Source organism: Tepidamorphus sp. 3E244 (assembly GCF_046159835.1).
Lineage (GTDB): Bacteria > Pseudomonadota > Alphaproteobacteria > Rhizobiales > Tepidamorphaceae > JACKJK01.
In genome coordinates this window covers 898788-922630 of the sequence record NZ_JBJXCY010000002.1, presented here as the reverse complement: position 1 = coordinate 922630, position 23843 = coordinate 898788, and the positions used below count along the sequence as shown (strand labels likewise).

The window sequence follows — 23843 nt, the reverse complement described above, 5'->3', positions numbered from 1 at the left end:
GTTCAAATTCGTGATCGGATGATCGTCAGATCATCGCCTTGTCGCCGTCCGGCAGATCGCTGAGCAGCGCCGCGCGCAGCTTTTCAAGCGCGCGGTTCTCGATCTGGCGCACGCGCTCCTTGGAAATGCCGAGCACCTTGCCCAGCGCTTCCAGCGTCACGCTCTCTTCCGATAGCCGGCGCTCGCGCACGATGCGAAGCTCGCGGTCAGACAGGACCTTCAGCGCGCCGTTGATCCAGCGCTTGCGGCGCTCTTCATCGATTGCACCGCCGACGGTCTCGTCCTGAAGCGGCTGATCGTCGACCAGAAAGTCCTGGCGCTCGGAGACAGTTCCGCCTTCGCCTTCCGCAACCGGTGCGTTCAGCGAGGAATCGAGGCTTGAGAGCCGCGAATCCATCAGCGCAACGTCCTCGCGCTTCACGCCGACCGCCAGTGCGATCTCGTCGTGAACCTCGGAGTCGGGCCTGCGGTCCGGACCGCCGGACAGCTTGGCGCGCAGCCGGCGCAGGTTGAAGAACAGGGCCTTCTGCGTGGAACTGGTGCCGCCGCGCACGATGGACCAGTTGCGCAGGATGTAGTCCTGGATCGAAGCGCGGATCCACCACGTCGCGTAGGTGGAGAAGCGCACTTCCCGCTCCGGTTCGAAACGCTTGGATGCCTCAAGCAGGCCGACATGGCCTTCCTGGATCAGGTCGCCCATGGGCAGGCCGAAATGGCGGAAGCGCGATGCGATGGAGATCACCAGTCGCATGTGCGCGGAGACGAGCTTGTGGAGGGCTTTCTTGTCGCCTTCGGTGGCCCAGCGGACAGCGAGCTCGTGCTCCTCGTCACGCTCCAGGTAAGGGGCGGACATTGCCGCCCGGACCATCTTGCGATCGTTTCCGAATATCTGTGCCATAACCCGTCTCGCCTCGCCCTTTTCGGAACCCCTCGCCAGACCTAACGCGGTAAGGGGCGATTCAGATCAAATTTTTTGTCCATTATTTTTGTGAAGTCGGCTCCCAGAGTACGGCTGAGTTGTGGCAGCGCACAATAGAAAAGCCCGGCCGCAGGGACCGGGCTCATCACTAACGTGTCAACGCGACAATCCCGTTACGGGAGCCGCATAGGCCTCAAGTGGCTGGAATCAGGCAGCTTCGACCTTGTCGCTGCTCCCGTCGGACTCGCCTTCGGCATCGTCCTCGGCCTCGTTGCGGGCGCCGCGACGCGGACCCTTGGCGAGCATCTTCTCGATTTCCTGGATCGCCTCGGTTTCGGTGGAACCATGCACCGCGGCAATCTCGCGGGCCATGCGGTCGAGAGCGGACTCGTACAGCTGGCGCTCGGAGTAAGACTGTTCGGGCTGGTTCTCGGAACGATAGAGATCGCGAACCACTTCGGCGATCGAGCCGAGGTCACCGGAATTGATCTTGGCTTCGTATTCCTGCGCGCGGCGGCTCCACATGGTGCGCTTCACGCGGGCGCGGCCCGTGAGGGTTTCCAGCGCCTTGGCGACGAAATCGGTCTCCGACAGCTTGCGCATGCCGACATTGGCAATCTTGGAGGTCGGTACGCGAAGCGTCATCTTGTCCTTCTCGAAGGTGATGACAAAAAGCTCAAGCTTGGCGCCCGCGATTTCCTGCTCCTCGATGGCAATGATCTTGCCGACGCCGTGAGCTGGATAGACGATGTACTCGTTCGTCTTGAATCCTTCGCGGGACTGGTTCTTCTTGGCTGTCTTGCTCATTAATGCTCCAACGCTTCCCTGTCGCCCGAACCGATACATGGCGGCGTCTCTGTCACTGTCCGGAACACAAAGAGGCCGGACCGGTGGACCGAGGCGGTCACCCTAAGAAGCCCATCGGCGGGGCGGGTTTTTAAGTGCTTTGAGGTCGCAGTCGCGGCGATGACCAAGGCTTACCCGTTCGAAGCAGCGATCGCTGTCCGTTGCGGGGAAGTTACTGGTTGACCGGAGTGGTGCAAGTTCCTGTGTACACTCGCCGTGGCCGTAGAAAGCACGTTCAATTGGTTACAATACCATAAAACGCGCCGAAAAGAAACTCGGCGTGCTGCGGTGCGGGAAGAGCGTTAACGCGCGCGTCAGGTCGACGCGCCGGCCGTGCGGCGCGGATCAGTCGCCGCTGCCCGGCTTTTCGGAGAAGTACTTCTCGTACTTGTTCTCCTCGCCGTCGAACTTCTCGGCGTCCTCCGGGTGGTCCTTCTTCTGGGTGATGTTGGGCCACTTGGACGCGTAGTCGGTATTGACGATCAGCCACTTGTCGAGACCAGGCTCCGTGTCCGGCTTGATCGCTTCGGCCGGGCACTCGGGCTCGCACACGCCGCAGTCGATGCACTCGTCGGGATGGATGACGAGCATGTTCTCGCCCTCGTAGAAACAATCGACGGGGCAGACCTCGACGCAGTCGGTGTACTTGCACTTGATGCAGTTGTCAGTGACCAGATAGGTCATGAAACATCCTTCGTTTCCGGTTTCGAACGTGCGGACATGCTCGTTGGCGGCGCGAAAACGACTTAAACGAGCCGGAAGCCGCGAGCAATAGTCACACGATCATGTGTCCTGTGCCGCATCCGCGCCAACCGGCTGCGGCATGCGGGTGGTGGCGATTTCACTGAACAGCAAGGCCGCCTTCGTTGCGCCCTGGCGCGCGCCGGCGATGGCTTCGATCCGGATCACCCTTATGTGCCGGGCAGCGGCCAGGGTGATGACGTCTCCCGGCTTCACCGTGGCGCTCGGCCTGCGCACGCGAACCTTGTTGATGCGAACCGCACCTTCGCGGATCAGGTTGGCTGCGCGGGTGCGCGTCGGCGCAAGGCGCGCATGCCACAGCCAGAGGTCGGCGCGCTGGGTCGGAACGGGTGGTGCGAGCGGATGCTGCGTCAGGATTTCCCCTCGAGGTCCTTCCTGAGCGAGGCGAGCTTGGCAAAGGGCGAATCCGGGTCCGCCTTGCGTTCCTGCCGTGGCTTGCCGCCGCCGGGCGCGGCACCGGCATTGCGCGGGCCCTTGCCCCGGTTCTGGTTGCCCTTGCCACCCTTGCCGCTGCGCGGCGGGCGCTGCTGGTCACCATCCTTGCCCTGCCGGCCCTGCTGGGGACGGTCGCGGCGCGGCGGACGGCCACGCTCGGCGGAACGCCGTCCACCGGGACGCCAGACCTCGATCATGCCGTCACCGGCATCGTCCGCTTCGCTCGCCTCTACGGTTGCTTCAGCGCTGGTCTCGCTCGCGGCGGTGCCGCCTGCTGTGGCGTCGCTGGCTTCGGTCGTGGCGGTGGCTGCTTCGGCCGTGGGTTCGGCCGGGGCTGCATCGGGGGCGGCTTCACCGGTTGCTGCAACCTCGCCGGCTTCGCCTGCCGGTGCCTCAGTTGCAGCCGGCGTCTCGGCACCGGCTTCCGGTGCCGTCGCCGGTTGCGGCGCGGGGCGGCGGTCCTTGCGGAAGCCAAGGCTGGTGAGAACCTCGGCCATGTCCTCGTGGCTGCAACCCAGCAGCGAGGTCATGTTCGGGGCGACACGGAAGCTCGAACCGTCGACATGGCCCTCGGGCTGCGGGGCGGAGGAAAGCGGCCGCCACGCCATCGCCTCGCGGATCGCATCACCTAGGCGTTCGAGAATGTCGATGCGCACGACGCGCTTGCCAACCGGCTTGAAGCCGAGCAGCGAATAGATCTCGTCGGGAATGGCGGCTTCGCGGATCAGCGAAGTGCGTCCGCTGGCGACGAGTTCGGGCACGAGCCGCGTCTCGATCTCCTGCGGACTGACGCCTGCGGCGGCACCGGCATCAAGCGCCCAGAGCTGGGCGGCGAGCTGGCGCGGCTGGGGCTTGAGCAGCGCAGGCACGAAGATGTGGAACGCCCCGAAGCGCACGCCGTGCTTGCGCAGGGTTGCGCGGGCGTCCTGGTCGAGTGCCTTGATCTCATCGGCGATGGGCGCACGCTCCAGGATACCGAGCGATTCCACCAGCCGGAACGCGATGCCGCGCACGGGCCCCGGCATCTCGGCATCGTCCTGCATGTCGAACAGGGGCTTGAGCGTGTTGGTCAGCGTCATGGCGACGTAGCGCTCGAGACGTTCCTGCACGCGCTCGCGCGCCGGCCCGGTGAGCTGCTCGTCGGCGATGAGGCTGACGCGAGGCTTCAGCGGCTGGTCACCGGCCACGAGCCGGCCCACAGCGGCCCCGTGCCACGTCACCGTCAGGTCGGGCGCGACGGCGAGGTGATCGGGCGGGCTTTCGGCAAGCGCGCCTGCGCGACGCTCGATCTCGCTCGCCAGCGCCTTTTCGGCAGCCGACTTGAGAGCGCGAGCCTCGTTCGGGTCGCTGGAACTGTCAGGGGTAAACCTGAACCCCTCGATGCGTCCCAGGTGCTGTCCTTCGACGCTGACGCCGCCTTCGGCGTCGATCACGGCATCCGGCAAGGTCTTCTCCCTCAGTCGGCGGGTCAGCATGCTTGTCCGCCGGTCTACGAAACGTTGCGTCAGGCGTTCATGCAGCGCATCTGACAACTTGTCTTCCAGTGCGCGCGTCGATTCCTGCCAGGCAACAGGGTTTTCTAGCCAATCGGGACGATTTGCAACATATGTCCACGTCCGGATATGCGCGATCCGGGCAGATAACGTGTCGATATCGCCATCGGTTCGGTCACAAACGGCAACCTGCGCTGCAATCCAGTCTTCCGGAATCGTCTTCTCGCGCATGATGAAGCGGTAGAGAGTCAGCACCATGTCGCTGTGATGGGCCGGCGCGATCTTGCGATAATCGGGCAGGCGGGCGGCATCCCAAAGCCGCGACGTGCCACCGGGCTGCTCGGCCATACGGCGAATGTCGGGGTCGCGGCCGGCGGTTTCCAGCACGCGGATATCGTCGCCGCCCGGCGCGCGGGTCAGCCCGGTTTCCTGCGGTACTTGCGCAAGCGAGGCGGAAAGGCGCTCCAAAGATTTCAAGTCGAGATCAGGATTGCGCCACTGCAGCACCTGAACGGGCGGGAAGACGTGGGCTTCGAGCTTTTCGACCGTTTCGGGATCGAGGTCGCCGACGCGGCCCGTCACCCCGAAGGTGCCATCCTTGGTGTGGCGGCCGGCGCGGCCTGCGATCTGCCCCATCTCGGCTAGGTTCAGATGGCGGAACTGGAACCCGTCATACTTGCGGGAGCCGGCGAAGGCGACATGGTCGACATCGAGGTTGAGCCCCATGCCGATGGCATCGGTCGCAATGAGGAAGTCCACCTCGCCCGACTGGTACAGCTCCACCTGGGCATTGCGGGTGCGCGGGGAGAGCGCGCCGAGAACCACCGCCGCGCCGCCGCGCTGGCGGCGGATCAGCTCGGCGATGGCGTAAACGTCTTCAGCGGAGAACGCGACGATTGCGCTACGCGGCGGCAGCCGCGTCATCTTGCGTGCGCCGGTATAGACTAGCTCGGACAGGCGCGGGCGCGTCGTGACGTGCAGGCCGGGGATCAGTTGTTCGAGGATCGGGCGCATGGTCTGCGCGCCCAGCAGCAGCGTTTCGTGCGCGCCGCGCCGGTTGAGGATGCGGTCGGTGAAGACGTGGCCGCGTTCCAGGTCGGCGGCCAGTTGTACTTCGTCGATGGCGAGAAATGCCACGTCCACGTCCAGCGGCATCGCCTCGACGGTCGCCACCCAGTAGCGCGGGTTCATCGGGCGGATCTTTTCCTCGCCGGTGATGAGCGCGACCTTGTCCTCGCCGACCTTCTCGACGATCCGGCCATAGACCTCGCGCGCCAGCAGGCGCAGCGGCAGCGCGATCATGCCCGTCTGGTGGGCGAGCAGGCGCTCGATGGCGTAATGCGTCTTGCCGGTGTTGGTCGGGCCCAGCACCGCCGTCACGCCGCGCGCGCGCAGATTGCGCGGCAGCGCGTTGCGATCATGGAAGCTTGGGGTGGACACGGGGCTGGCGCGATCAGGCTTGGGGGAGCGGGGCACCGGCCTGTGCCGGTCCTCAACATTTAAGTCGCGCGGGCGCCAAGGTACAGGCCCAAGGCGTTAAGGCGGCCATGCGCTCGCGGGAGACTTGCGGGTTTTCGAGGCTCGAATTGTACCGAAGCGAAACACAAAGCCGGCGTCATTAAGGAATTCGAACAGCGCGGGAACGAACCGTGCCCGAATCAGCGATCACACGAAATTTCCGGTTTCGTTCCCCTCCACATGTTGTCCCGCGGGTTCCAGACCGCCCAGATATTGATCCCGGTGCCGGCGCCGACGACGCGCTGGCACGCCCGGCGTTAACCTTTGCCCCGCGTAGCAGGAGATTGCGCGGCAAGGTTCCGGGTTGAAGGCGGAACAAGCCGTGCACGAATCACCGACCTGCCGCGTGTTGCGGACTTGTTCGCGTGTCGCGGCGGGACGAACGCGCGCTCGACCGTCTTGCCAAATGGACCATCGAGAGATGTCACCGGGGTCGCCGTCGCGGTCGCGGACACGACTCCCGGACGTGGTGGACGGCGTTTGCGGCCTCGCGACATCGAGTTGGCCGGGCGAGGCTGGCCGCGTCACGGTGTTAACGCGGCACCGGATCGGGCGCCTGACTGGCGCTCGATGTGTTCCGCAACAGCACAGCTTGCGGGGTGAATTAACGGAGTCGAACAACGTGGGAACGAAACGGGCCCGAATCGCTGACTCCGATCTGATTCCAGTTTCGTTCCCCTCCACATCTTGTTCAGCGCGGCGCACAGGCCCCAGATGTTGAATCGACCCTGAGTCAAAAGTGGACAATTCGACTGGTCACGTTAACGGTTGAAACGGTGGCTCTGACCCGGTCCCGCAAGACACGGGTGGAAAGGTGGAACAGGGCGTGGACGAATCACTGACCCGCGCGCTGTTGCGGGTATGTTCCTGTGTCTCAGCGGGACTGGAGAGATGGCGGTGAACAACCTCTACGACACGATCGGCGTGGGTTACGCGCAATTGCGAAAGCCCGATCCACGCATCGCCGCGCAGATCGATGCCGCGCTGGGCGAGGCTACGCGCGTTCTCAATGTCGGGGCGGGCACCGGGTCGTACGAGCCGCAGGGCCGGGCCGTGACGGCGCTCGAACCCTCCGCGAAGATGATCGCGCAGCGTCCGGCGGGCTCGGCCCCTGCGGTGCAGGGTTGCGCGGAAGGTCTTCCGTTTGCCGACAACAGCTTCGATGCGGCAATGGCCGTCCTGACCGTGCATCACTGGACGGACAAGGCGCGCGGGTTTGCCGAGATGCGCCGTGTCAGCCGGGGCAGGGTCGTGGTGCTGACCTATGACCCGGCATTCCGCGATTTCTGGTTGCTCGACTATTTTCCTGCGCTGGCCGAACTGGATGAAGGGCACATGCCGCAGCTCGCTGATTTCGGACGCTGGCTCGGTCCGGTCACGGTATCGCCTGTTCCGGTCCCGCACGATTGCACGGACGGGTTCCTCGCCGCGTATTGGCGCAGGCCACGTGCCTATCTCGATGAGCGAGTGCGTTCCGCCATGTCGCCGTTCTGGGCGCTGGGGGACATCTCGAGCGAGCTGGCGAGCCTTTCCTCGGATATCGACAGCGGGGTGTGGGAGACGCGCTATGGCCATCTCCTGGCGCTTGGCGCGCGCGATTGCGGCTACCGGCTGGTGGTGGCCGACGCGCCGTGAGGCCAAACTGAAAACGGCCCCGCTCTTTTAGAGAGCAGGGCCGCGTGCGATACAGACTTGGGAAGAAAGCTCAGTTCTTCTTGCGCTTCGTCGAGGAGGTGTGCGCCACGCCGTCATAGGACGCGCTGAAGCTGGTGGCGCTGACAATGCCGGTGCCGACCGGGGTCGGGACCACCATGCGGACCGGCACGAGCATACCGGTGTTGCCGGCAGGCGCAAGCCAGACTTCCATGCCCTTCTGGCTGGCGAAATAGGAGACGTCGCTGCGGCCCGTCATGTGGCCAGCGACAGGCTTGTAGAGCGCCTGACAGATGATGACGGGGCCATTGTAGGTCTTGCCGCGCGTGCCGACGAAATTGGCGCCGCTCTTGTACTTGAGCACGAAATCGAAGCGCTCGCGCCCGTTGAAGACCGGGATGCGGCGGTTGCAGTCGGCCGGGCGCAGTGCGCCATCCTTGGCGGTCGAAGTGATGATGAGCGCAGTCATCGGGTCGACGACATCGCGCATGTGGCCGGACTTCAGGTTGACGCGGCCGGGCAGCGGACGATCCGGCGGATTGAGCTCCATGTCGCGCACGCGGTTCTTGGCAAACGACATGGCGACTGTCTGCTTCAGCTTGCCGTCGCTTGCGGTGGAGCCGAAATTGCGCGGGCGGTGATTGTCGTCGCCGAGGCGGCCGTCGACCTCGCCGAACGCCTTGTAGTCGAAGAACCAGTTGGCGATGCCGGCAAGGCTTGCATCACCCCGAAGCCGATAAGCGCCGCCGCCGGTGCGGCCCGCAAAGGAGCCACGGCCCAGCGCGAGGCCATTGAGCGTGACGGTGTAGCCAACCGCGAAATGCCCGTCGGATGCGGCCTGCGCGGTGGTCGGCGCGCCGAATGATGCGAGCGCCATGACACACGCCGCGGCGGGAAGCCGGACGGACTGCACGAATTTGCGAAGAACGGAATTCCGATTGGGTCCCGCAGAAACGCGGGAAAGGGACACGTTCGCCATTGGGCGCTCCAAACTCGGTTTCCGCGTCATCACGGAAACGGACACTTCAAGTTTGCCAACGCGCTGCCCCGAATCAGACCCGGTCAGTGCCCTGCCTTGCGGGAAGCGCTACGCGGCAATATGGACACTGTAAGGGCGGATGGTTGTGAACATGTTAACCCTAACGGGGTGTCACCGGAGCGACCGATCACGTTTGTTTACGCGCCCGAGACTTGACGCATTGGCGCGCGGGGACTATTCGTTCGCGCCGAATTCCATTAAAGACCCGATCAAGGTCCAAGCGGCGCGCCGCCGTACCCGATGTGGTTGCGCCCAGGACCGGCATTGCAAGGAACAAAGACATGGCTCGCCGTTGCGAACTCACCGGTAAAGGCGTGATGACCGGTAACACCGTCAGTCACGCAAACAACAGGGCCCGCCGCCGGTTCCTGCCGAACCTCGTCAACGTGTCGCTGCTCAGCGAAGCGCTTGGCCGCCGGGTTCGCCTCCGTATCTCGACGTCCGCCCTGCGCACCGTCGAGCATCGCGGTGGCATCGACAAGTTCCTGATGAAGGCAAAGGACGTCGAACTTTCCGATCGCGCCCGCGCCATCAAGAAGGAACTCGCAGGCGCCCAGCAGGCCTGACGACAACTTCCGGGCGGAACAGTCCATGACCCAGCATTCTGCCATCTCGCCGAACGGCGGGACCCTTGCGCGCGACATGCTGATTGCGGTCGCCGCCATGTGCGGCGTCGTGGCGCTGTCGAACTACGCGGTGCAGTTTCCGTTCGTGCATTTCGGGCTTCAGGATTACCTGACCTGGGGCGCGTTCGCGTACCCCGTCGCCTTTCTCATCACCGATCTGACGAACCGCCGCCTCGGCGCGGCGCGCGCCCGCAAGGTCGTGTTCGCAGGCTTCATCCTCGCGGTGATCCTGTCGGTCGTGCTGGCGACGCCGCGCATCGCGCTTGCGTCGGGTTCGGCCTTCCTCGTTGCGCAGCTTCTCGACGTTTCGGTCTTTGACCGGCTGCGCACCGACAAGTGGTGGAAGGCGCCGCTGGTCTCCTCGATCATCGGCTCGGCGGTTGATACCGCGCTGTTCTTCACGCTGGCATTCGCCGGCAGCGGTCTGCCCGTCGTGGGCTACGCCGTTGCCGGTGGCATGAGCGCGCCGGTCTGGGTCGGCTGGGCCGTCAGCGACTGGCTGGTCAAGATGATGTTCGCGATTGCCATGCTGGTGCCTTTCCGCGCCCTGATGGGCCGCGTCACGCCGGCGGTTGCCAAGCCCGCCTGACCAGCTCACGCAATTCCTGAAGAGATTGAAAGACGGGTGGCTCCGAGCGGAGCCGCCCGTTTTTACTTGTTGTGGACGAGGAACGCGTTGGCGAAGTAGGTGTGGTTGCCGTCCAGCCGCAGGTTGAAGACAGTGCGTTCGGCTTCGTCCTCGTGGGCGGAAATCTCCGCCAGCGTCAGGTGCGCCGTCTCGATCACCGCTTCGACGAACGTCTCGCTGGCGCCCGATGCGATGGGCATGGCGCGCGCGGTGACCTGTTCCAGAACAACCAGCTCGTCGCCAGTTGTCAGCGAACCGACGCGGAAGTGGCCCGTCTCGGCGAAGGTCGCGTCGGGATCGATGGACTTCCATCCCGCCCGGGTCATGAACGGATGCTCTGCCGTGACGAACGGTGCGCCGCCGTTGAAGGCGAAGAGCTTGCGTGCGCCAAGGCAGGGCGTCTCGATTTCCATGACGCGGTTGACGTTGCCGCCCTCGCCGAGGACGAGATCGCCCACGCGCACGTCGACGATCTGCCTCGTCGTCCCATCGGCCATGAGGATCATCGTGTCGGGCGTGAAGCAGCAATCCGGTAAGTCGGTGATCGTCGTGGTCGGCTGCATGCCGGCCAGCGCATCCTGCGCGGCGTTGGCGGACGGGTCGTCCTGGCGATGCTTGGCGATCAGCGTGTCGGCGGGGCCGAAATAGACGCGGATGCCCGCAAGGCCCTGAAAGTAGGTGTCGAACTCGGTGCGGACATCGGCAAAGACCGACACGCGATTGGTGGCCAGATATTCCACTTCCGCCGTGCCGAAGCCGCCGATCTCTTCAGATACACCGGCCCCGAGACCAAGCATGAAATTCTCGGTGGCGTAGTAGCGGATGCCACCGCGCGCGAAGGCGCCTTCCTCGATATTCTCGCCCCACTGGTAACCGGCGAGGCCGTGGAAGGTGAAATTGCCGCTATAGGCTTCCGCCTCCGCCGCAAGCTGGGTGATTTCCTGCCTGTCGATCCGGACGATTGCACTGCCGATGCCGCCCACCGACCGCTGGACGCTGAAGTCGTTCTCGTTCACCGCATAGGCACCAGTGATGCCGAGAAGGCCCATGTCGGGATCGCGCCAGAAGAAATGGCCGCCGATGCCGCCGACGAAGGCGTCATCCTCGACGCCGGCTGCGACATCAAGCTGGACGCCGTAGCGATGGTGGACCGGGGCGGTGAAGGAGGCGAGAAAGAGCGCCAGTTCGTCTTTTCCGGCTTCCTCGAGCGAATTGCGGCCCGCAGGGGACAACAACAAGCCGCCGACATCGACATCGTCGCTGTAGGTCACGCCTGCGGCGATACCGAGCTTCGCGTTGAACGTGGAAACGGCCGGCAGCGAGCCTGCATCCTGCGCATGAGCTGGTGCCACCGCGATCTGCGTTGCAGTGAGAAGGCCGATGGCCGTGGATGACAGCAAGGCTGCCTTGAATGCCGAAGCACGCGACGTGAAACCGATCATGAGAAGCCCCCTCATTGCTGGATTCTCAGTACCAAGGCAGCTGATTCCTGCCTAGACGATTTCACCGCGCAGGTTCAGTTGTTCATCCGACTGTACTTTCCCCGCAACAGGTCATGGCACCCATTCGAAGCGAAGCAGCACGGTGCGCTGGAGGGAATTGAAGTTGTTGTCGGACAGGATCGTCAGGATCGTGCGGCCATTCTCACTCTCATGCACGCCGAGCGCTTCCATGTTGTCGATTTCCTGCGTCGCGTCGGCTGCCATCAGCAGTTCTGGTTCGATGGTTGCTCCGTCGGCGATATCCTCGCGCGCGATCCGGCTGATCGCCATGCTCGGGCCGGTGAGGATCGAGAATCGGCGCTGCAGCAGCAGGATGTCGCCATTGGGGGCGAGTGCGGCGTCAGTCGCGTCGAATGCTTCGTGCGCCTTCACCTTGAAGCGGCCCGATTCGCCGCGCCCGAGGATGAACCCGCTCAGCAACCCGTCAACGGCGCGCTCGGCGATGGCGACAATCACGCGGCCCGACTGATCCTCCGCAGGCAGGACGACGATGGCTTCCGGCCCCTTGTTCTCGGGCAGGTCGCGGAAATCATCCGGCACCGGCATTTCGCCCGGCGTTCCGGCAATCGGGTTTTCCGCCCCCGCATAGCGCAACAGGCGGTTGTTGCGTTCAAAGCCGACGACAAAGCCGTCCATGCCGGGAATGGGGCTGATCGCCTCCGCATCCGACTGCCGCTTGCCGGACAGTCGCGCGCCGTCGGTCCCGCGCAGCGGGCCCATCACCGCGCTGCGCAGGGCGATGGGCCGGCTGTCGGCGCTTTCAAGGCGGGCACGCAGCCAGTCGCCCGTATCACTCACGGCAGTGAGTGCGGTGCCATCAGCCGACAGCGCGACGCCGGAAATGCCGCCGAAGCGTTCGTCCTCGGAGGTCAGCACGAGGCCACCCAGCCAACGCAACTGGCCGAAGGTGGTTTTGTCGGTCGCCGTCGTGTCGAAGATCTCGATGGGCGTGGCGGAAATCGTGAGGGGGCTTTCCTGCGCGTGTGCAGGCAGGGCGAGAACGGCGGCGAGCGCGAGTGCGGCGGCCAGCCTCATGCGGCGGGCCGGCCCGACCTGCCTTCACCACGGTAGGGCATTTCCTCGAACAGTTCGGCGAGCTTCTCGGTCATCGCGCCGCCGAGCTCCTCGGCATCCACGATGGTGACGGCGCGGCGGTAGTAGCGCGTCACGTCATGGCCGATGCCGATGGCGATCAGTTCCACCGGCGAGCGCGTCTCGATGTCCTCGATCACGCGGCGCAGATGGCGTTCGAGGTAATTGCCGGCATTCACCGAGAGCGTTGAATCATCGACCGGCGCGCCATCGGAAATCATCATCAGGATGCGACGGTGCTCGGGCCGCGCCAGCATCCGCTGATGCGCCCATGTGAGGGCCTCGCCGTCGATGTTTTCCTTCAGCAGGCCTTCGCGCATCATCAGGCCGAGATTGCGCCGCCCGCGCCGCCAGGGCGTGTCGGCGGACTTGTAGATGATGTGGCGCAGGTCATTCAGGCGGCCCGGATTTGCGGGCTTGCCGTCGGCAAGCCACGTCTCGCGCGACTGCCCGCCCTTCCAGGCGCGGGTGGTGAAGCCGAGGATCTCGACCTTCACGCCGCAGCGCTCCAGCGTGCGGGCAAGGATGTCGGCGCAGGTCGCGGCGACCGTGATGGGCCGTCCGCGCATGGAGCCGGAATTGTCGATCAGCAGGGTGACGACGGTGTCGCGGAAATCAGTCTCGCGCTCACGCTTGAAGGCGAGCGGCTGCATCGGGTCCGTCACGACGCGGGTGAGGCGTGCGGTGTCGAGCAGCCCTTCCTCAAGGTCGAAGTCCCAGCCACGGCTCTGCTGCGCCATGAGACGGCGCTGCAGCCGGTTGGCGAGGCGCGCAACGACGCCCTGCAGGCTCTGCAACTGCTTGTCGAGGAAGCTGCGCAGCCGGTCTAGTTCCTCGGTGTCGCAAAGCTCCTCGGCGCTCATCTCCTCGTCGAACTTCGTCGTGTAGACGGAATAGTCATCGAAGACAGCGTTGGAATAGGGGAACGGCGGGCGGTAGGGCTGCGGTTCGTCCTCGCCGTCGGCGTCGTCTGCGTCGCCCAGCATGTCGTCCATCTGGGACTCGGCGGCGTCGTACTCGACCTCTTCCTCGCCACCTTCGGACTCGCCGCTCTCGGCGCTGTCGGTCTCGCCGTCCTGGCTGTCCTCGCTCTCGTCGCTCTCGGTGCCGGGGTCCTCGGCCTCGCCGTCATCGCCCTCGGTGTCTTCGTCCTCCTCGGCCTCGCCGAGCTCATCCGACATGTCGAGCGCGACGATCAGGTCACGCATGATGTCGGCATAGGCCGTCTGGTCCTCGACATTGTCGCGCAGCCTGGCGATTTCGGCTGCCGCGCGCTCGTCGATCCAGTCGCGCCAGAGGTCCACCGTGCGTTCGCCGCTCTTGGGCGTCGGGCGGCCGCTGACGGCCTCGCGCACCATCAGGGCAAGCGCTTCCTCAAGCGGAGCATCGGTGCGCTGGGTGGGCTGGTCGAGCCGCAGCTTGGCGCAGCGGTCCTCCATCATGGCGTCGAGGTTGCCGGCCATGCCGGCGAACCGGTTGACGCCGATGGCTTCCACGCGGGCCTGCTCGACATGCTCGTAGATCGCGCGGGCATTGCGTCCGGGCGGCAGGATGCGGCGGTGGAAATCGGCGTCGTGACAGGCGCGCTTCAGCGACATCGCATCTGCATAACCGCGCGAGACGGCGGCGTCCTGCGCGGTCATGGTGCGCGGCGGTTCGGGCAGGCGCATGATGTCGCCGGACTGGCCGGGCCGGTCGCCGCCGAAATTGACGGTCAGCTCGCGGTCCTGCGAAACCGCGCGTGCCGTCGTGCCGAGGGCGCGCTTGAACGCGTCGTTCGGCGCTTCCCGGTTCCGCGATCCACCGTCACTCGCCATGCCGCAAACCCGCCTTCGCTCAGCTCAGCGCGAGATTGACTGTGGATTCGGGCAGTTCTTCGCCGAAGGCGCGCTGGTAGAACTCGGCGACGATGCCGCGCTCCAGCTCGTCGCACTTGTTGAGGAAGGTCAGGCGGAATGCGAGACCCACGTCACCGAAGATCGCCGCGTTCTCCGCCCACATGATGACCGTACGCGGGCTCATGACGGTGGACAGGTCGCCGTTGACGAAGGCGGAGCGGGTGAGGTCCGCGACGCGCACCATCTTGGAGACGATGGCGCGGCCCTCCTCGGTGCCGAAATGCTTGGCCTTGGCCGCAACGATGCCAACTTCGTCATCGTGCGGCAGGTAGTTCAGCACGGTGACGATGGACCAGCGGTCCATCTGCGCTTGGTTGATCTGCTGGGTGCCGTGATAGAGGCCCGACGTATCACCAAGGCCGATCGTGTTGGCGGTGGCGAACAGGCGGAAGGCCGGGTGCGGGCGGATGACGCGGCTCTGGTCGAGCAGGGTCAGGCGGCCGGAGGATTCCAGCACACGCTGGATCACGAACATCACGTCCGGGCGTCCGGCGTCGTATTCGTCAAACACGAGCGCGACGTTGTGCTGGTAGGCCCACGGCAGGATGCCATCGCGGAATTCGGTGACCTGCAGCCCCTCGCGCACGACGATGGCGTCCTTGCCGACGAGGTCGATACGGGAGATGTGGCTGTCGAGATTGACGCGCACGCAAGGCCAGTTCAGGCGCGATGCGATCTGCTCGATGTGGGTGGATTTGCCGGTGCCGTGATAGCCCTGCACCATGACGCGGCGGTTGTAGGCAAAGCCCGCCAGGATCGCCAGCGTCGTCTCGCGGTTGAACAGGTAGTCCGGGTCGAGATCGGGCACGTACTCGCTGGCTTCGGAATAGGCCGGAACCTCAAGGTCGCTGTCGATCCCGAATACCTGCCGGACGGAAACCTTCATGTCCGGTTCTGAGGGGATCGCCTCCATCGGTGCGGCAGCTGCCATCGTCATTCGTCATCGTCCCTGTCGGTTGGGCACCCTTGGTGCGCCGGAAATGTGTTGGAGATGCGCCTGCGGCAAGCCCGTTGCCATGCGCCAAGACACTCGCTGAATCCGGACCTTAAAGAATCCGGTCAGCAGAAACCAGCGGACTTGAGCGTATTGTAGGCTTGGATGATCTCGCGCAAGCGGTGCTCGCCGGAGCGGTCGCCGCCGTTGACATCCGGGTGGTGGCGCTTCACCAGCGCCTTGAACTTGGAGCGGATCTCGGTGCGCTCAGCCTCTTCGTCGAGGTCCAGCGTTTCGAAGGCGCGCCTGTGGGCGGCCAGCACCGTGCGACGCTGTGCCCCGGGGGCCGGCGCCGGCCCGTCCGGCTCGTTCTCGAACACCTCGAAGGGGTCGTCCACCGAGAAGCGCCCGGTGCGCGGCGCGCGCCCCGTCTTCGGCTTGGCGGCGTTCTGTCCCATCTTCCAGGTCGGGCGGTGGCCGGTCGCGGAATCGCGCTGGTAGGCGGCGACATCGTCGGAGGCCATGCCGGTGAAGTAGTTGTAGGACTTGTTGTATTCGCGCACGTGGTCGAGGCAGAAATTGTAAAATTCGCCTTCGCGGCCACGACCCTTTGGCGCCCGGTGGGGACCGGGCTGGGCGCAGGACGGGTGATCACAGATCGGGGCATCGGAGACCGGCTCGGGCTTGGAGCGGCGCTTGGTCTTCTGAACCTTGATCGTGTCGAAGAGTTTTGAATTGCGTTTCATCGCCGGTGATTATGGGTAGGGCGAACGGCGCAAACAAGGCTGGCGCGACAACGATGATTGCGCTACTTGGCCCGGTTGGCTTCAACAACGCCGGAAGACACATGACCGCCATCCGCAACGAGATCGAAACGCGCCTGCGCGCGGCCTTTGAGCCGAGCGAGCTGAATGTCGAGGACGAATCTCATCTGCACGAGGGGCACGGCGGCTGGCGCGAAGGTGGCGAAACACATTTTCGCGTGACGATCAGATCGGCGGCCTTCAACGGCAAAAGCCGCGTCGACCAGCACAGGATGGTCAACGCGGCTCTCGATGAACTGATAGGCAATCCGGTTCACGCACTCGCCATCAAGGCGCATCCGGAGGGCTGAGGGTTCAGCCTCAGGCGCGGACGGCCTGCGTGCTGCCCGGTGCAATCGCCGGGACCAGCTTCTCGGAGCGCACGAGCGTTGCCGCGCCATCCCCGACCAAGAACTGCGTCACGGCTGCGACCACGAGGAAGGCCGGGTATTCCCAACCGCCGTTCTCGGCGGTGAAGAGCCAGCCGTTCGGCACGTGGACGAGCATCGCGCCGATCAGCACGGGAACCAGCGCCAGCGAGACGAGACGCGGTGCGATGCCGGCGATCAGCATGACGCCGCCGAAGAGTTCGGCTGCGATCGTCAGGTAGGCGAAGATCGCCGGGTAGCCGAGGCTGCCGAAGAAGGCGACGGTTCCGGGGATCGTGAAGACGATGACCTTGAGCAGGCCGTGAGCAATGAACATGGCGCCGAGCGCAACGCGCAGCACCAGGGCACCGTAGGGCGCGAGGCGGGTGTCGATCATGGTTTCATTCCTTCGATGACGGACCGGGCGGGGTGCCGGTCTTGAGCGTCAGCGAGCCACATTTATTGTTTTCCAAATCGGACGTTAGTCACTTAATTGGAGACTGATTGTTCCGTTATCGAGAACAGAACCCTTGAAACCCTGCCGCCCGCGCTCTCAACCGTGTCAGTCCGCACTGCCGCTGCGTCATGTCCTTTGCTCTTCCTTTGCGCTTCTGCGGGCAATGGCTGCGCGATAGCTTGCCTGCCATGAAGCAGGGCATGATTTCGATTCTCCCGCTGGCATTCGGCGCGGCGCTGTACGGGCTGGCCTTCGGCGTGCTCGCAGCCCAGGTCGGCTTTCCGTGGTGGGGTGTCGGCCTGATGAGCACGAGCGTTCACGCGGGCACGTCGCAGATCGTTGCGGTAGACCAGTTCGCAGCCGGTAGCGGCCTTCTCGGCGCGGTCTTCGCGGGCGCCATCATGAACCTTCGCTACCTCGGGATCACGGCGTCGGTTTCGCGGGTGCTAAGGGCACTTCCGCTGTGGCGCCGGCTGTTCGCACTGCACGTCACGTCGGACGAGAACTGGGCGCTCGCCATGTCCCGCCGCGATGGAGACAGCGATCTCGATCCCGATTTCCTGATCGGCTCGGGGCTGGTGATGCTGGTCACGTGGACGGTTTCGACGTCGCTCGGCGCGTGGCTGGGGGCAACCTTGCCGGACCTTGAGAAATGGGGGCTCGGGTTCGCCTTCACCGCAGCCTTCATCGCCATGGCACGCGGCATGGTCCCGGCCCGCCTCGCCGGGCTGGTTCCGTGGGCGGTGACATTCGTGCTGGCCGTGGCACTGGTCCGGGTCGGCTTGCCGCCGGCGCAGGCCATCGTGGTGTCCGCGATCTTTGGCCTGGTCGCCGGTGTTCTCGTACGCAGATAGGGGCTGGCTGCTTGACCTCCACGCAATGGATCCTGATCGCCGGCCTCGCGGTTGCGACCTTCGCCATGCGCTATGCCGGGATGATGATCGGCGAGCGCGTGAGCCGGTCGCGCTTTGCACCGCTATTGGAAGACCTGCCGGGTCTCATCGTGGTCGCGCTCGTCGGGTCGTCGCTCGCCAATGCCGAGCCTGTCGGATGGCTCGCCGCGATTGTTGCCGCCGGCGTTGCATGGGTGACGCGCAACGTGCCGGTGACGATGGCGGCGGGGCTTGCCGCCTTCATCGGCCTGCAACTGCTGACAGGGGCGGTCTGAACGCTAGAGGCGGCTGCGGCGCTTGCCGGGAAGGTCGGCGCGGCGCACGTGCAGCGACGTGATCCGGTTCTTTTCCCGCCCGGTCACCGCAAAGCGGAAGCCGTGGAAGGTGAAGGCCTGCCCCGGCTCGGGGATGAGGCGTGCCTCGTGGATGACGAGACCGGCGATGGTGGTCGCCTCGTCGTCGGGCAGGGTCCAGTCCATGGCGCGGTTCAGGTCGCGGATAGGGACGTTGCCGTCGACCTTCACCGAGCCATCGGTCTGCGGCTTCACGCCGGCCACGACCACGTCGTGTTCGTCGGAGATGTCGCCGACGATTTCCTCGATGATGTCTTCCAGCGTGATGAGGCCCATCACCTCGCCGTACTCGTCGACGACGACGGCGAAGTGCGACTTTCGCTTCAGGAACGCGGATAGCTGGTCGTGCAGTGTGGTGGTGTCGGGCACGAACCAAGGCGGCGAGGCGAGGCCGAGCACGTCGATGCCGTCGGAGCTGCCACCGGCTGCCATGATGGCGCGCAGCAGGTTCTTCACGTGCAGCACGCCGACGATGTTGTCGGTGGTTTCGCGCCACAACGGCAGGCGCGAATAGGAACTGGCGAGTGCCAGTTCCACCAACCGGGCCGGTGTCTCGTCCGCGTTCAGCGCCTCGATATTCGTGCGGTGGATCATTACGTCGGAGACTTCGAGTTCGTTCAGGTCGAGTACGCCGCCGAGCATGTTGCGGTGCTCGCGCACGACCGAGCCTTCCAGCGTGTGCAGGTCGATTGCACCACGGATCTCGTCATGGGCGTTGGACTCATCGTCCTCTTGATAGTTGTTGGCACCGAGCATCCGCAGCAAAACGCCGACGATGGCCTCCACCGCCATGGCGACCGGGCCAAACAGGGCCACGATGCGCCGCAGGTAGGGCGCAACGAACAGTGCCATGCGGTCGGAATTGTTGATGGCGTAGGTCTTGGGCAGGACTTCCGCGAAGACCAGGACGAGCGCGGTCATCACCAGGGTCGCGATGGCGACGCCGGCGTCTCCGAACAGCGACAGGAACATGCTCGTGGCCAGCGCCGAGGCCAGGATGTTGACGAGGTTGTTGCCAAGCAGCAGCGCGCCGATGAGGCGCTCGCGCGCGCTGATCAGCTTGTTGACGATGGCTGCCTGCGAATTGCCCCTCGATTCCATCGAGTGCATGCGGGCGCGCGAGGCGGCGGTGAGCGCCGTCTCGGAACCGGAAAAGAAGGCCGACATGGCCAGCAGGGCCACGATCGCGAGGGCTGTGAGCGTCAGTGCCATGGGGGCTCCGTGAGCGCGCCGCGGTCAGCTCGCCGCGGCGACGGACATTTTCCGTTTGAGGAAGTCCAGCAATGTATCGGGATCGACGTTTTTTGCGACATAGGCATCGCCGATGGCGCGGGCAAGAACCAGGTTCATCGCGCCGCGCTGAACCTTCTTGTCCTGCCACATGAGCGAGAGAATGCCGTCGGCATCCGGCAGTTGTCCCGGCACCTGCGAAATGTCGACCGGCAGGCCGGCCTGGCGGAAGTGCAGGATCGCGCGGGCGGCATCGTCCGGCGGGCAGCCGGCCGTCTCGACGGAGAAGTCGAAGGCCAGCGCCATGCCGATGGAAATTGCCTCACCGTGCAGCAGCCGCTCGGAATAGCCGGTGGCGGCCTCCAGCGCGTGGCCGAAGGTGTGGCCGAGGTTGAGCAGGGCGCGCACGCCGCCTTCGCGCTCATCGGCTGCCACGATGCGCGCCTTGGCCCGGCACGAGGTTTCGATGGCCTGCGCGCGCAGGGCCATGTCACCGGCAAACAGCGCCTCGCGGTTTGTCTCAAGCCAGTCGAAGAATTCCGCATCCCCCAGCAGGCCGTATTTTGCGACTTCCGCGTACCCGGCGCGAAACTCCCGCGCGGGCAGGGTGTTCAGCACGCCGATATCGGCCAGAACCAGCGCGGGCTGGTGAAACGCGCCGACGAGGTTCTTGCCGTGGCTGGTATCGATGCCGGTCTTGCCGCCAACGGAGGAATCCACCTGCGCCAGCAGCGAGGTCGGAACCTGCACGAAGCTCATGCCGCGCCGGGTGACGGCTGCGGCAAAGCCAGCGAGATCTCCGACGACACCGCCACCAAGCGCCAGCACGAGGTCACCGCGCTCGATGCGCGCGTCGAGCAGGAAGGTGACAATACGCTCCAGCTGGGCAAAGCATTTCGTGGCTTCGCCCGGCGGGACGGTCAGCCCGACATGGCCGATCCCGGCCTCGGTGAGGCTGGCACGCACCGTGTCGCCATGCGCGGCATCGACGTTTTCATCGGCGATGACGGCGACGCGCGCGCCGGGTGCAAGCTGTGCAATGCGCGCACCTGCACCGGCGAGCAGGCCGGTCCCGATCACCACGTCGTAGCTGCGCTCGCCCAGTTCAACGCGCACGGTCGATGGAGATTGCTGCGTCACACGTTTTCTCCGCTCGTGACGTTGCGGTTGAGGTAGGCGTCGATCTTCTCGGCGATCTCGGAGACGACGACGCCGTGCGGCACGTTGCGCGATTCAACGGTGATGTCGGCGGTTGCATAGAAGGGGTCGCGGACTTCCAGCAGCTTGCGCATCACGGCCTCGGGGTCTTCGGCCTTGAGCAGCGGGCGGTTGGAGCGGCGGCGCACGCGCTTCATCAGCACCTCGATATCCGCGCGCAACCACACCGACACGCCATGTTCGGCGATCAGCTTACGGGTGTCCTCGTTCATCATCGCGCCGCCGCCGGTCGCCAGTACCTGCGGCCCGTTGCCGAGCAGGCGGGCGATCACGCGGGACTCGCCCTCGCGGAAATGCGCCTCGCCGAATTCGGCGAAGATTTCGGGGATGGAGCGGCCCGCCGCGACCTCGATTTCATGGTCGGCATCGACGAAGGGCATCTTCAACGCCTGCGCCAGCCGGCGGCCGACGCTGCTCTTGCCGGCGCCCATCATCCCCACGAGCACCACGGAGCGGGTGCCGATCGACCGGGAGATATCGGTCGCGAGGTCGGTGGGGACTGCGAATTCGTCGTTTGTGTCGTTCACTTCAGGCTTTGCCGCAAGTCTCGAGGATTGCCCACGTGGGCACTTGCACGGTTTGGTAAAGGCGATCCCCCGCAATGACAAGGCAACGAAGGGGCGATGCGCTTGCAGATCACTGCGCTTAATGGTTGAAAGAGGGCCGACCACGTTCGCCGGTGAACGCAAGCGCACCGGCAACCGCGCAGCGAACACGGGGCCAATAACTTCATGCCGACGCTTATCCGCCTCGTCGTCTGGATCGCCGTCCTCGCCGGACTGGCCTATGGCACCATGTTCGCGCTGGTGAACTTCGTGGACAACGAACCCGCGGAGATCAGCGAGCGGGTTCGCCTCGACGACATGCGGATCGAGTAGCGATGAAAACCGACTGGGAACGCCGGATCGACGCGTTTCTGGAAATGCTGAGCGCCGAGCGCAACGCAGCCCCCAACACACTTACGGCCTATGACCGCGACCTGGCCGGGTTCGCATCCTTCGCGGTGTCGCGCGGGCGCGGACCCGCGAGCGTCGATGCCAGCGACGTGACGGCCTTCATGGCGCAGCTTGCCAGCCGCCAGATGGCGGCCAGCACGGCGGCGCGCAAATTGTCTGCCCTGCGCCAGTTCTTCCGGTTTCTGGTGGAGGAAGGGGTGATCGCCGCAGACCCCGCAGACGGGCAGGACACGCCACGCCGCGCCGCATCGCTGCCGAAGGTGATGAGCGAGGCGCAGGTGGAAACGCTGCTGGAGACGGCGGCGCAGGCGGCTACGGACGCCAACCCCAGGACCGGGGTGGGGCAGCGGGCGTTGCGCATGCACTGTCTCGTCGAACTGCTCTACGCGACGGGGTTGCGCGTCTCGGAACTGATCGCATTGCCGGCGAGCGCGGCGAAATCCGACCGTGACCTGCTGAACGTGCGCGGCAAGGGCGGGCGCGAGCGCATGGTGCCGCTGTCGGCACAGGCCAAGAAGGCGCTGCAGGCCCATGTGGCGGCACGCGCCGAGCAGAACTCGCGCTGGCTGTTTCCGGCCGAAAGCAAGTCGGGCTACCTGACGCGGCAGGCGTTTGCGCGCGAATTGAAGGTGTTGTGCGCGGCAGCCGGGCTGGATGCCGACGCGATCTCGCCGCACGTGTTGCGGCACGCCTTCGCGAGCCATCTTCTCGCCAATGGCGCGGACCTGCGCGCGCTGCAGAAACTGCTTGGACATGCGGACATTTCCACCACGCAGATCTACACGCACGTGCTGGAAGAGCGGTTGAAGCAGACCGTCGCCACCCATCATCCCCTCGCGGCAGCGGCAAGAGCGCGTGGCCGCAAGAGCGGCTGACGCAACAGGCGTTGCCCGAGCGCAGTCATGCTTGACACGGCCATGACCCCGCGCCAGTTTCCGCCCGTCCATGCGGCCCTTACCGGCGCCTGCTGAAAAAGCGCGTCATGTCTCACACCGCCGGGCCCATGCGGGAGAGTTTCACAGTTGGGAATCAAGGCTTACCTGGACTTCGAAAAACCGGTCGCCGATCTTGAAGGCAAGATCGCCGAACTTCGCTCGCTCGGCAGCGAGGACGACGCGGTTCGGATTTCAGACGACATTTCGCGCATGGAAGCGAAGTCCGCACAGGCGCTGAAGGACATCTACTCCAAGCTGACGCCGTGGCAGAAGACGCAGGTGGCCCGCCACCCGCACCGGCCCCACCTGCGCGACTACATCGACCAGCTCATCACCGAGTTCCAGCCGCTTGCCGGCGATCGCAAGTTCGCCGAGGACCACGCCATCGTCGGCGGTATCGGCCGCTTCGAGGGCAACCCGGTGATGGTGATCGGCCACGAGAAGGGCAATGACACGGCCAGCCGGCTGAAGCACAATTTCGGCATGGCGCGGCCCGAAGGCTACCGCAAGGCGGTGCGCCTGATGGACCTTGCCGATCGCTTCTCGCTTCCGGTCATCGCTCTGGTGGATACCGCCGGCGCCTATCCCGGCATCGGCGCGGAAGAGCGTGGCCAGGCGGAAGCCATCGCACGCTCGACCGAGATGTGCCTTGCGCTCGGCGTGCCCAACATCGCCGTCATTGTCGGTGAAGGCGGCTCGGGCGGCGCGGTTGCGCTGGCAACGGCCAACAAGGTGCTGATGCTGGAGCATTCGATCTACACCGTCGCCTCGCCGGAAGCCTCTGCCTCGATCCTGTGGCGCGATTCTTCGCGCGCGGCAGATGCGGCCACCGCCATGAAGGTGACGGCGCAGGACCTGAAGTCGTTCGGCGTGATCGACACGATCATCGAGGAACCGCTGGGTGGTGCGCATCGTGACCGGGCGGCCGCGATCCGTGCGACAGGCGACGCGATTTCCGACGCGCTGGCCGGTTTTGAGGGCATGGACGCGGGCGCGGTGAGAAAAGCGCGCCGGGACAAGTTCCTCGCCATCGGCAAGGACCTGTAAGCGCAGGGTTTTCCGGCTGCAGGGCGCGCACGAACCCGCGCAAATTGTTGCAAACTGTGATTGTCGGACCGCTGGCGGCGCAACCGTTTGTCCTGTATTTTTCCGCTCAAGGATGCGTCGTCATAGACGCGCCGCATTCAGTGCCTAATTCATCGGCGCTGAAACCATCGGGGTGACGAGGCGCTTTCACCACTCTTTGCGCATCGTCTAGGCGAAGTTACTGACACCAGTGGGTGTT

General features: G+C 65.1%; 24 protein-coding genes. 9 read left to right on the top strand and 15 right to left on the bottom strand.

Annotation, left to right across the window (positions count from 1 at the left end; genetic code table 11):
• Window positions 1-25 precede the first annotated feature (25 nt).
• The 5 genes from ACKTEK_RS13145 to ACKTEK_RS13125 all read right to left on the bottom strand — a co-directional run bounded on the left by ACKTEK_RS13145 (window position 26) and on the right by ACKTEK_RS13125 (window position 5895).
• Window positions 26-898, bottom strand: coding sequence for an RNA polymerase factor sigma-32 (locus tag ACKTEK_RS13145; protein WP_409165746.1), 873 nt, complete (start codon window positions 896-898; stop codon window positions 26-28).
• Window positions 899-1126: 228 nt separating this feature from the next.
• On the bottom strand, window positions 1127-1726 hold the full coding sequence (locus tag ACKTEK_RS13140; protein WP_409165745.1) for a CarD family transcriptional regulator: 600 nt from the start codon (window positions 1724-1726) through the stop codon (window positions 1127-1129).
• 384 nt (window positions 1727-2110) lie between these two features.
• Window positions 2111-2449 carry a ferredoxin FdxA gene (fdxA, locus tag ACKTEK_RS13135; RefSeq protein ID WP_409165744.1) on the bottom strand — a complete coding sequence of 113 codons (339 nt, stop codon included), beginning with the start codon at window positions 2447-2449 and terminating at the stop codon, window positions 2111-2113.
• 99 nt (window positions 2450-2548) lie between these two features.
• Window positions 2549-2881: a S4 domain-containing protein gene (locus tag ACKTEK_RS13130; RefSeq protein ID WP_409166159.1), complete on the bottom strand. Its 333-nt coding sequence runs from the start codon at window positions 2879-2881 to the stop codon at window positions 2549-2551.
• Complete coding sequence (locus tag ACKTEK_RS13125; RefSeq protein WP_409165743.1) at window positions 2878-5895, bottom strand: helicase-related protein; 3018 nt, start codon at window positions 5893-5895, stop codon at window positions 2878-2880. Before ACKTEK_RS13125 ends, ACKTEK_RS13130 begins: the two co-directional genes overlap by 4 nt.
• Before the next feature lie 969 nt (window positions 5896-6864).
• Between ACKTEK_RS13125 and ACKTEK_RS13120 the strand changes: the two genes are divergently transcribed.
• Complete coding sequence (locus ACKTEK_RS13120; RefSeq protein ID WP_409165742.1) at window positions 6865-7608, top strand: class I SAM-dependent methyltransferase; 744 nt, start codon at window positions 6865-6867, stop codon at window positions 7606-7608.
• A 70-nt stretch (window positions 7609-7678) separates the two neighbouring features.
• Here the strand turns inward: ACKTEK_RS13120 and ACKTEK_RS13115 are convergent, their stop codons facing one another.
• A complete protein-coding gene (locus ACKTEK_RS13115) occupies window positions 7679-8503 on the bottom strand; it encodes a DUF3108 domain-containing protein (protein ID WP_409165741.1) in 825 nt (274 codons plus the stop codon).
• Between the two features lie 443 nt (window positions 8504-8946).
• On the opposite strand from ACKTEK_RS13115, the gene rpmB reads away from it, so the two are divergent.
• Together rpmB and ACKTEK_RS13105 are read left to right on the top strand one after the other, a co-directional pair.
• Complete coding sequence (gene rpmB, locus ACKTEK_RS13110; protein ID WP_409165740.1) at window positions 8947-9231, top strand: 50S ribosomal protein L28; 285 nt, start codon at window positions 8947-8949, stop codon at window positions 9229-9231.
• Between the two features lie 25 nt (window positions 9232-9256).
• Window positions 9257-9880 carry a queuosine precursor transporter gene (locus ACKTEK_RS13105; RefSeq protein WP_409165739.1) on the top strand — a complete coding sequence of 208 codons (624 nt, stop codon included), beginning with the start codon at window positions 9257-9259 and terminating at the stop codon, window positions 9878-9880.
• 62 nt (window positions 9881-9942) lie between these two features.
• On the opposite strand, the gene ACKTEK_RS13100 is transcribed toward ACKTEK_RS13105, so the two are convergent.
• The 5 genes from ACKTEK_RS13100 to ACKTEK_RS13080 form a co-directional block, all read right to left on the bottom strand.
• Window positions 9943-11361 (bottom strand): Hint domain-containing protein, encoded by a 1419-nt coding sequence (locus ACKTEK_RS13100; protein WP_409165738.1) that lies wholly within the window; start codon window positions 11359-11361, stop codon window positions 9943-9945.
• A gap of 111 nt (window positions 11362-11472) precedes the next feature.
• A complete protein-coding gene (locus ACKTEK_RS13095; protein ID WP_409165737.1) occupies window positions 11473-12456 on the bottom strand; it encodes an esterase-like activity of phytase family protein in 984 nt (327 codons plus the stop codon).
• Complete coding sequence (cobT, locus tag ACKTEK_RS13090) at window positions 12453-14330, bottom strand: cobaltochelatase subunit CobT (protein WP_409165736.1); 1878 nt, start codon at window positions 14328-14330, stop codon at window positions 12453-12455. The genes ACKTEK_RS13095 and cobT overlap by 4 nt, the downstream gene beginning before the upstream one ends.
• A 19-nt stretch (window positions 14331-14349) precedes the next feature.
• Window positions 14350-15324: a cobaltochelatase subunit CobS gene (gene cobS / locus ACKTEK_RS13085; RefSeq protein WP_409166158.1), complete on the bottom strand. Its 975-nt coding sequence runs from the start codon at window positions 15322-15324 to the stop codon at window positions 14350-14352.
• A 146-nt stretch (window positions 15325-15470) separates the two neighbouring features.
• A complete protein-coding gene (locus ACKTEK_RS13080) occupies window positions 15471-16091 on the bottom strand; it encodes a J domain-containing protein (RefSeq protein ID WP_409165735.1) in 621 nt (206 codons plus the stop codon).
• 101 nt (window positions 16092-16192) lie between these two features.
• Here ACKTEK_RS13080 and ACKTEK_RS13075 point away from each other — a divergent pair, with 101 nt between their 5' ends.
• Window positions 16193-16459, top strand: coding sequence for a BolA family protein (locus tag ACKTEK_RS13075; RefSeq protein ID WP_409165734.1), 267 nt, complete (start codon window positions 16193-16195; stop codon window positions 16457-16459).
• A gap of 10 nt (window positions 16460-16469) precedes the next feature.
• On the opposite strand, the gene ACKTEK_RS13070 is transcribed toward ACKTEK_RS13075, so the two are convergent.
• A complete protein-coding gene (locus ACKTEK_RS13070) occupies window positions 16470-16913 on the bottom strand; it encodes a DoxX family protein (protein ID WP_409165733.1) in 444 nt (147 codons plus the stop codon).
• A gap of 260 nt (window positions 16914-17173) precedes the next feature.
• Between ACKTEK_RS13070 and ACKTEK_RS13065 the strand changes: the two genes are divergently transcribed.
• Window positions 17174-17827, top strand: coding sequence for an AzlC family ABC transporter permease (locus ACKTEK_RS13065; RefSeq protein ID WP_409165732.1), 654 nt, complete (start codon window positions 17174-17176; stop codon window positions 17825-17827).
• A gap of 11 nt (window positions 17828-17838) precedes the next feature.
• A complete protein-coding gene (locus ACKTEK_RS13060; RefSeq protein WP_409165731.1) occupies window positions 17839-18141 on the top strand; it encodes an AzlD domain-containing protein in 303 nt (100 codons plus the stop codon).
• A 3-nt stretch (window positions 18142-18144) separates the two neighbouring features.
• Here ACKTEK_RS13060 and ACKTEK_RS13055 read toward each other — a convergent pair whose 3' ends face one another.
• From ACKTEK_RS13055 to ACKTEK_RS13045, 3 genes are read right to left on the bottom strand one after another with little or no spacing between them, the layout of a single operon-like run.
• A complete protein-coding gene (locus tag ACKTEK_RS13055) occupies window positions 18145-19431 on the bottom strand; it encodes an HlyC/CorC family transporter (protein ID WP_409165730.1) in 1287 nt (428 codons plus the stop codon).
• A gap of 24 nt (window positions 19432-19455) precedes the next feature.
• A complete protein-coding gene (gene aroB / locus ACKTEK_RS13050; protein ID WP_409165729.1) occupies window positions 19456-20589 on the bottom strand; it encodes a 3-dehydroquinate synthase in 1134 nt (377 codons plus the stop codon).
• Window positions 20586-21194 carry a shikimate kinase gene (locus ACKTEK_RS13045; protein ID WP_409165728.1) on the bottom strand — a complete coding sequence of 203 codons (609 nt, stop codon included), beginning with the start codon at window positions 21192-21194 and terminating at the stop codon, window positions 20586-20588. Before ACKTEK_RS13045 ends, aroB begins: the two co-directional genes overlap by 4 nt.
• 204 nt (window positions 21195-21398) lie before the next feature.
• On the opposite strand from ACKTEK_RS13045, the gene ACKTEK_RS13040 reads away from it, so the two are divergent.
• From ACKTEK_RS13040 to ACKTEK_RS13030, 3 genes are all read left to right on the top strand, one after another.
• The gene (locus ACKTEK_RS13040) at window positions 21399-21545 is read left to right on the top strand and encodes a histidine kinase (protein WP_409165727.1); all 147 of its coding nucleotides are present in this window, start codon (window positions 21399-21401) and stop codon (window positions 21543-21545) included.
• Between the two features lie 2 nt (window positions 21546-21547).
• Window positions 21548-22498 carry a site-specific tyrosine recombinase XerD gene (locus ACKTEK_RS13035; RefSeq protein ID WP_409165726.1) on the top strand — a complete coding sequence of 317 codons (951 nt, stop codon included), beginning with the start codon at window positions 21548-21550 and terminating at the stop codon, window positions 22496-22498.
• 153 nt (window positions 22499-22651) lie between these two features.
• On the top strand, window positions 22652-23605 hold the full coding sequence (locus ACKTEK_RS13030) for an acetyl-CoA carboxylase carboxyltransferase subunit alpha (RefSeq protein ID WP_409166157.1): 954 nt from the start codon (window positions 22652-22654) through the stop codon (window positions 23603-23605).
• Window positions 23606-23843 lie beyond the last annotated feature (238 nt).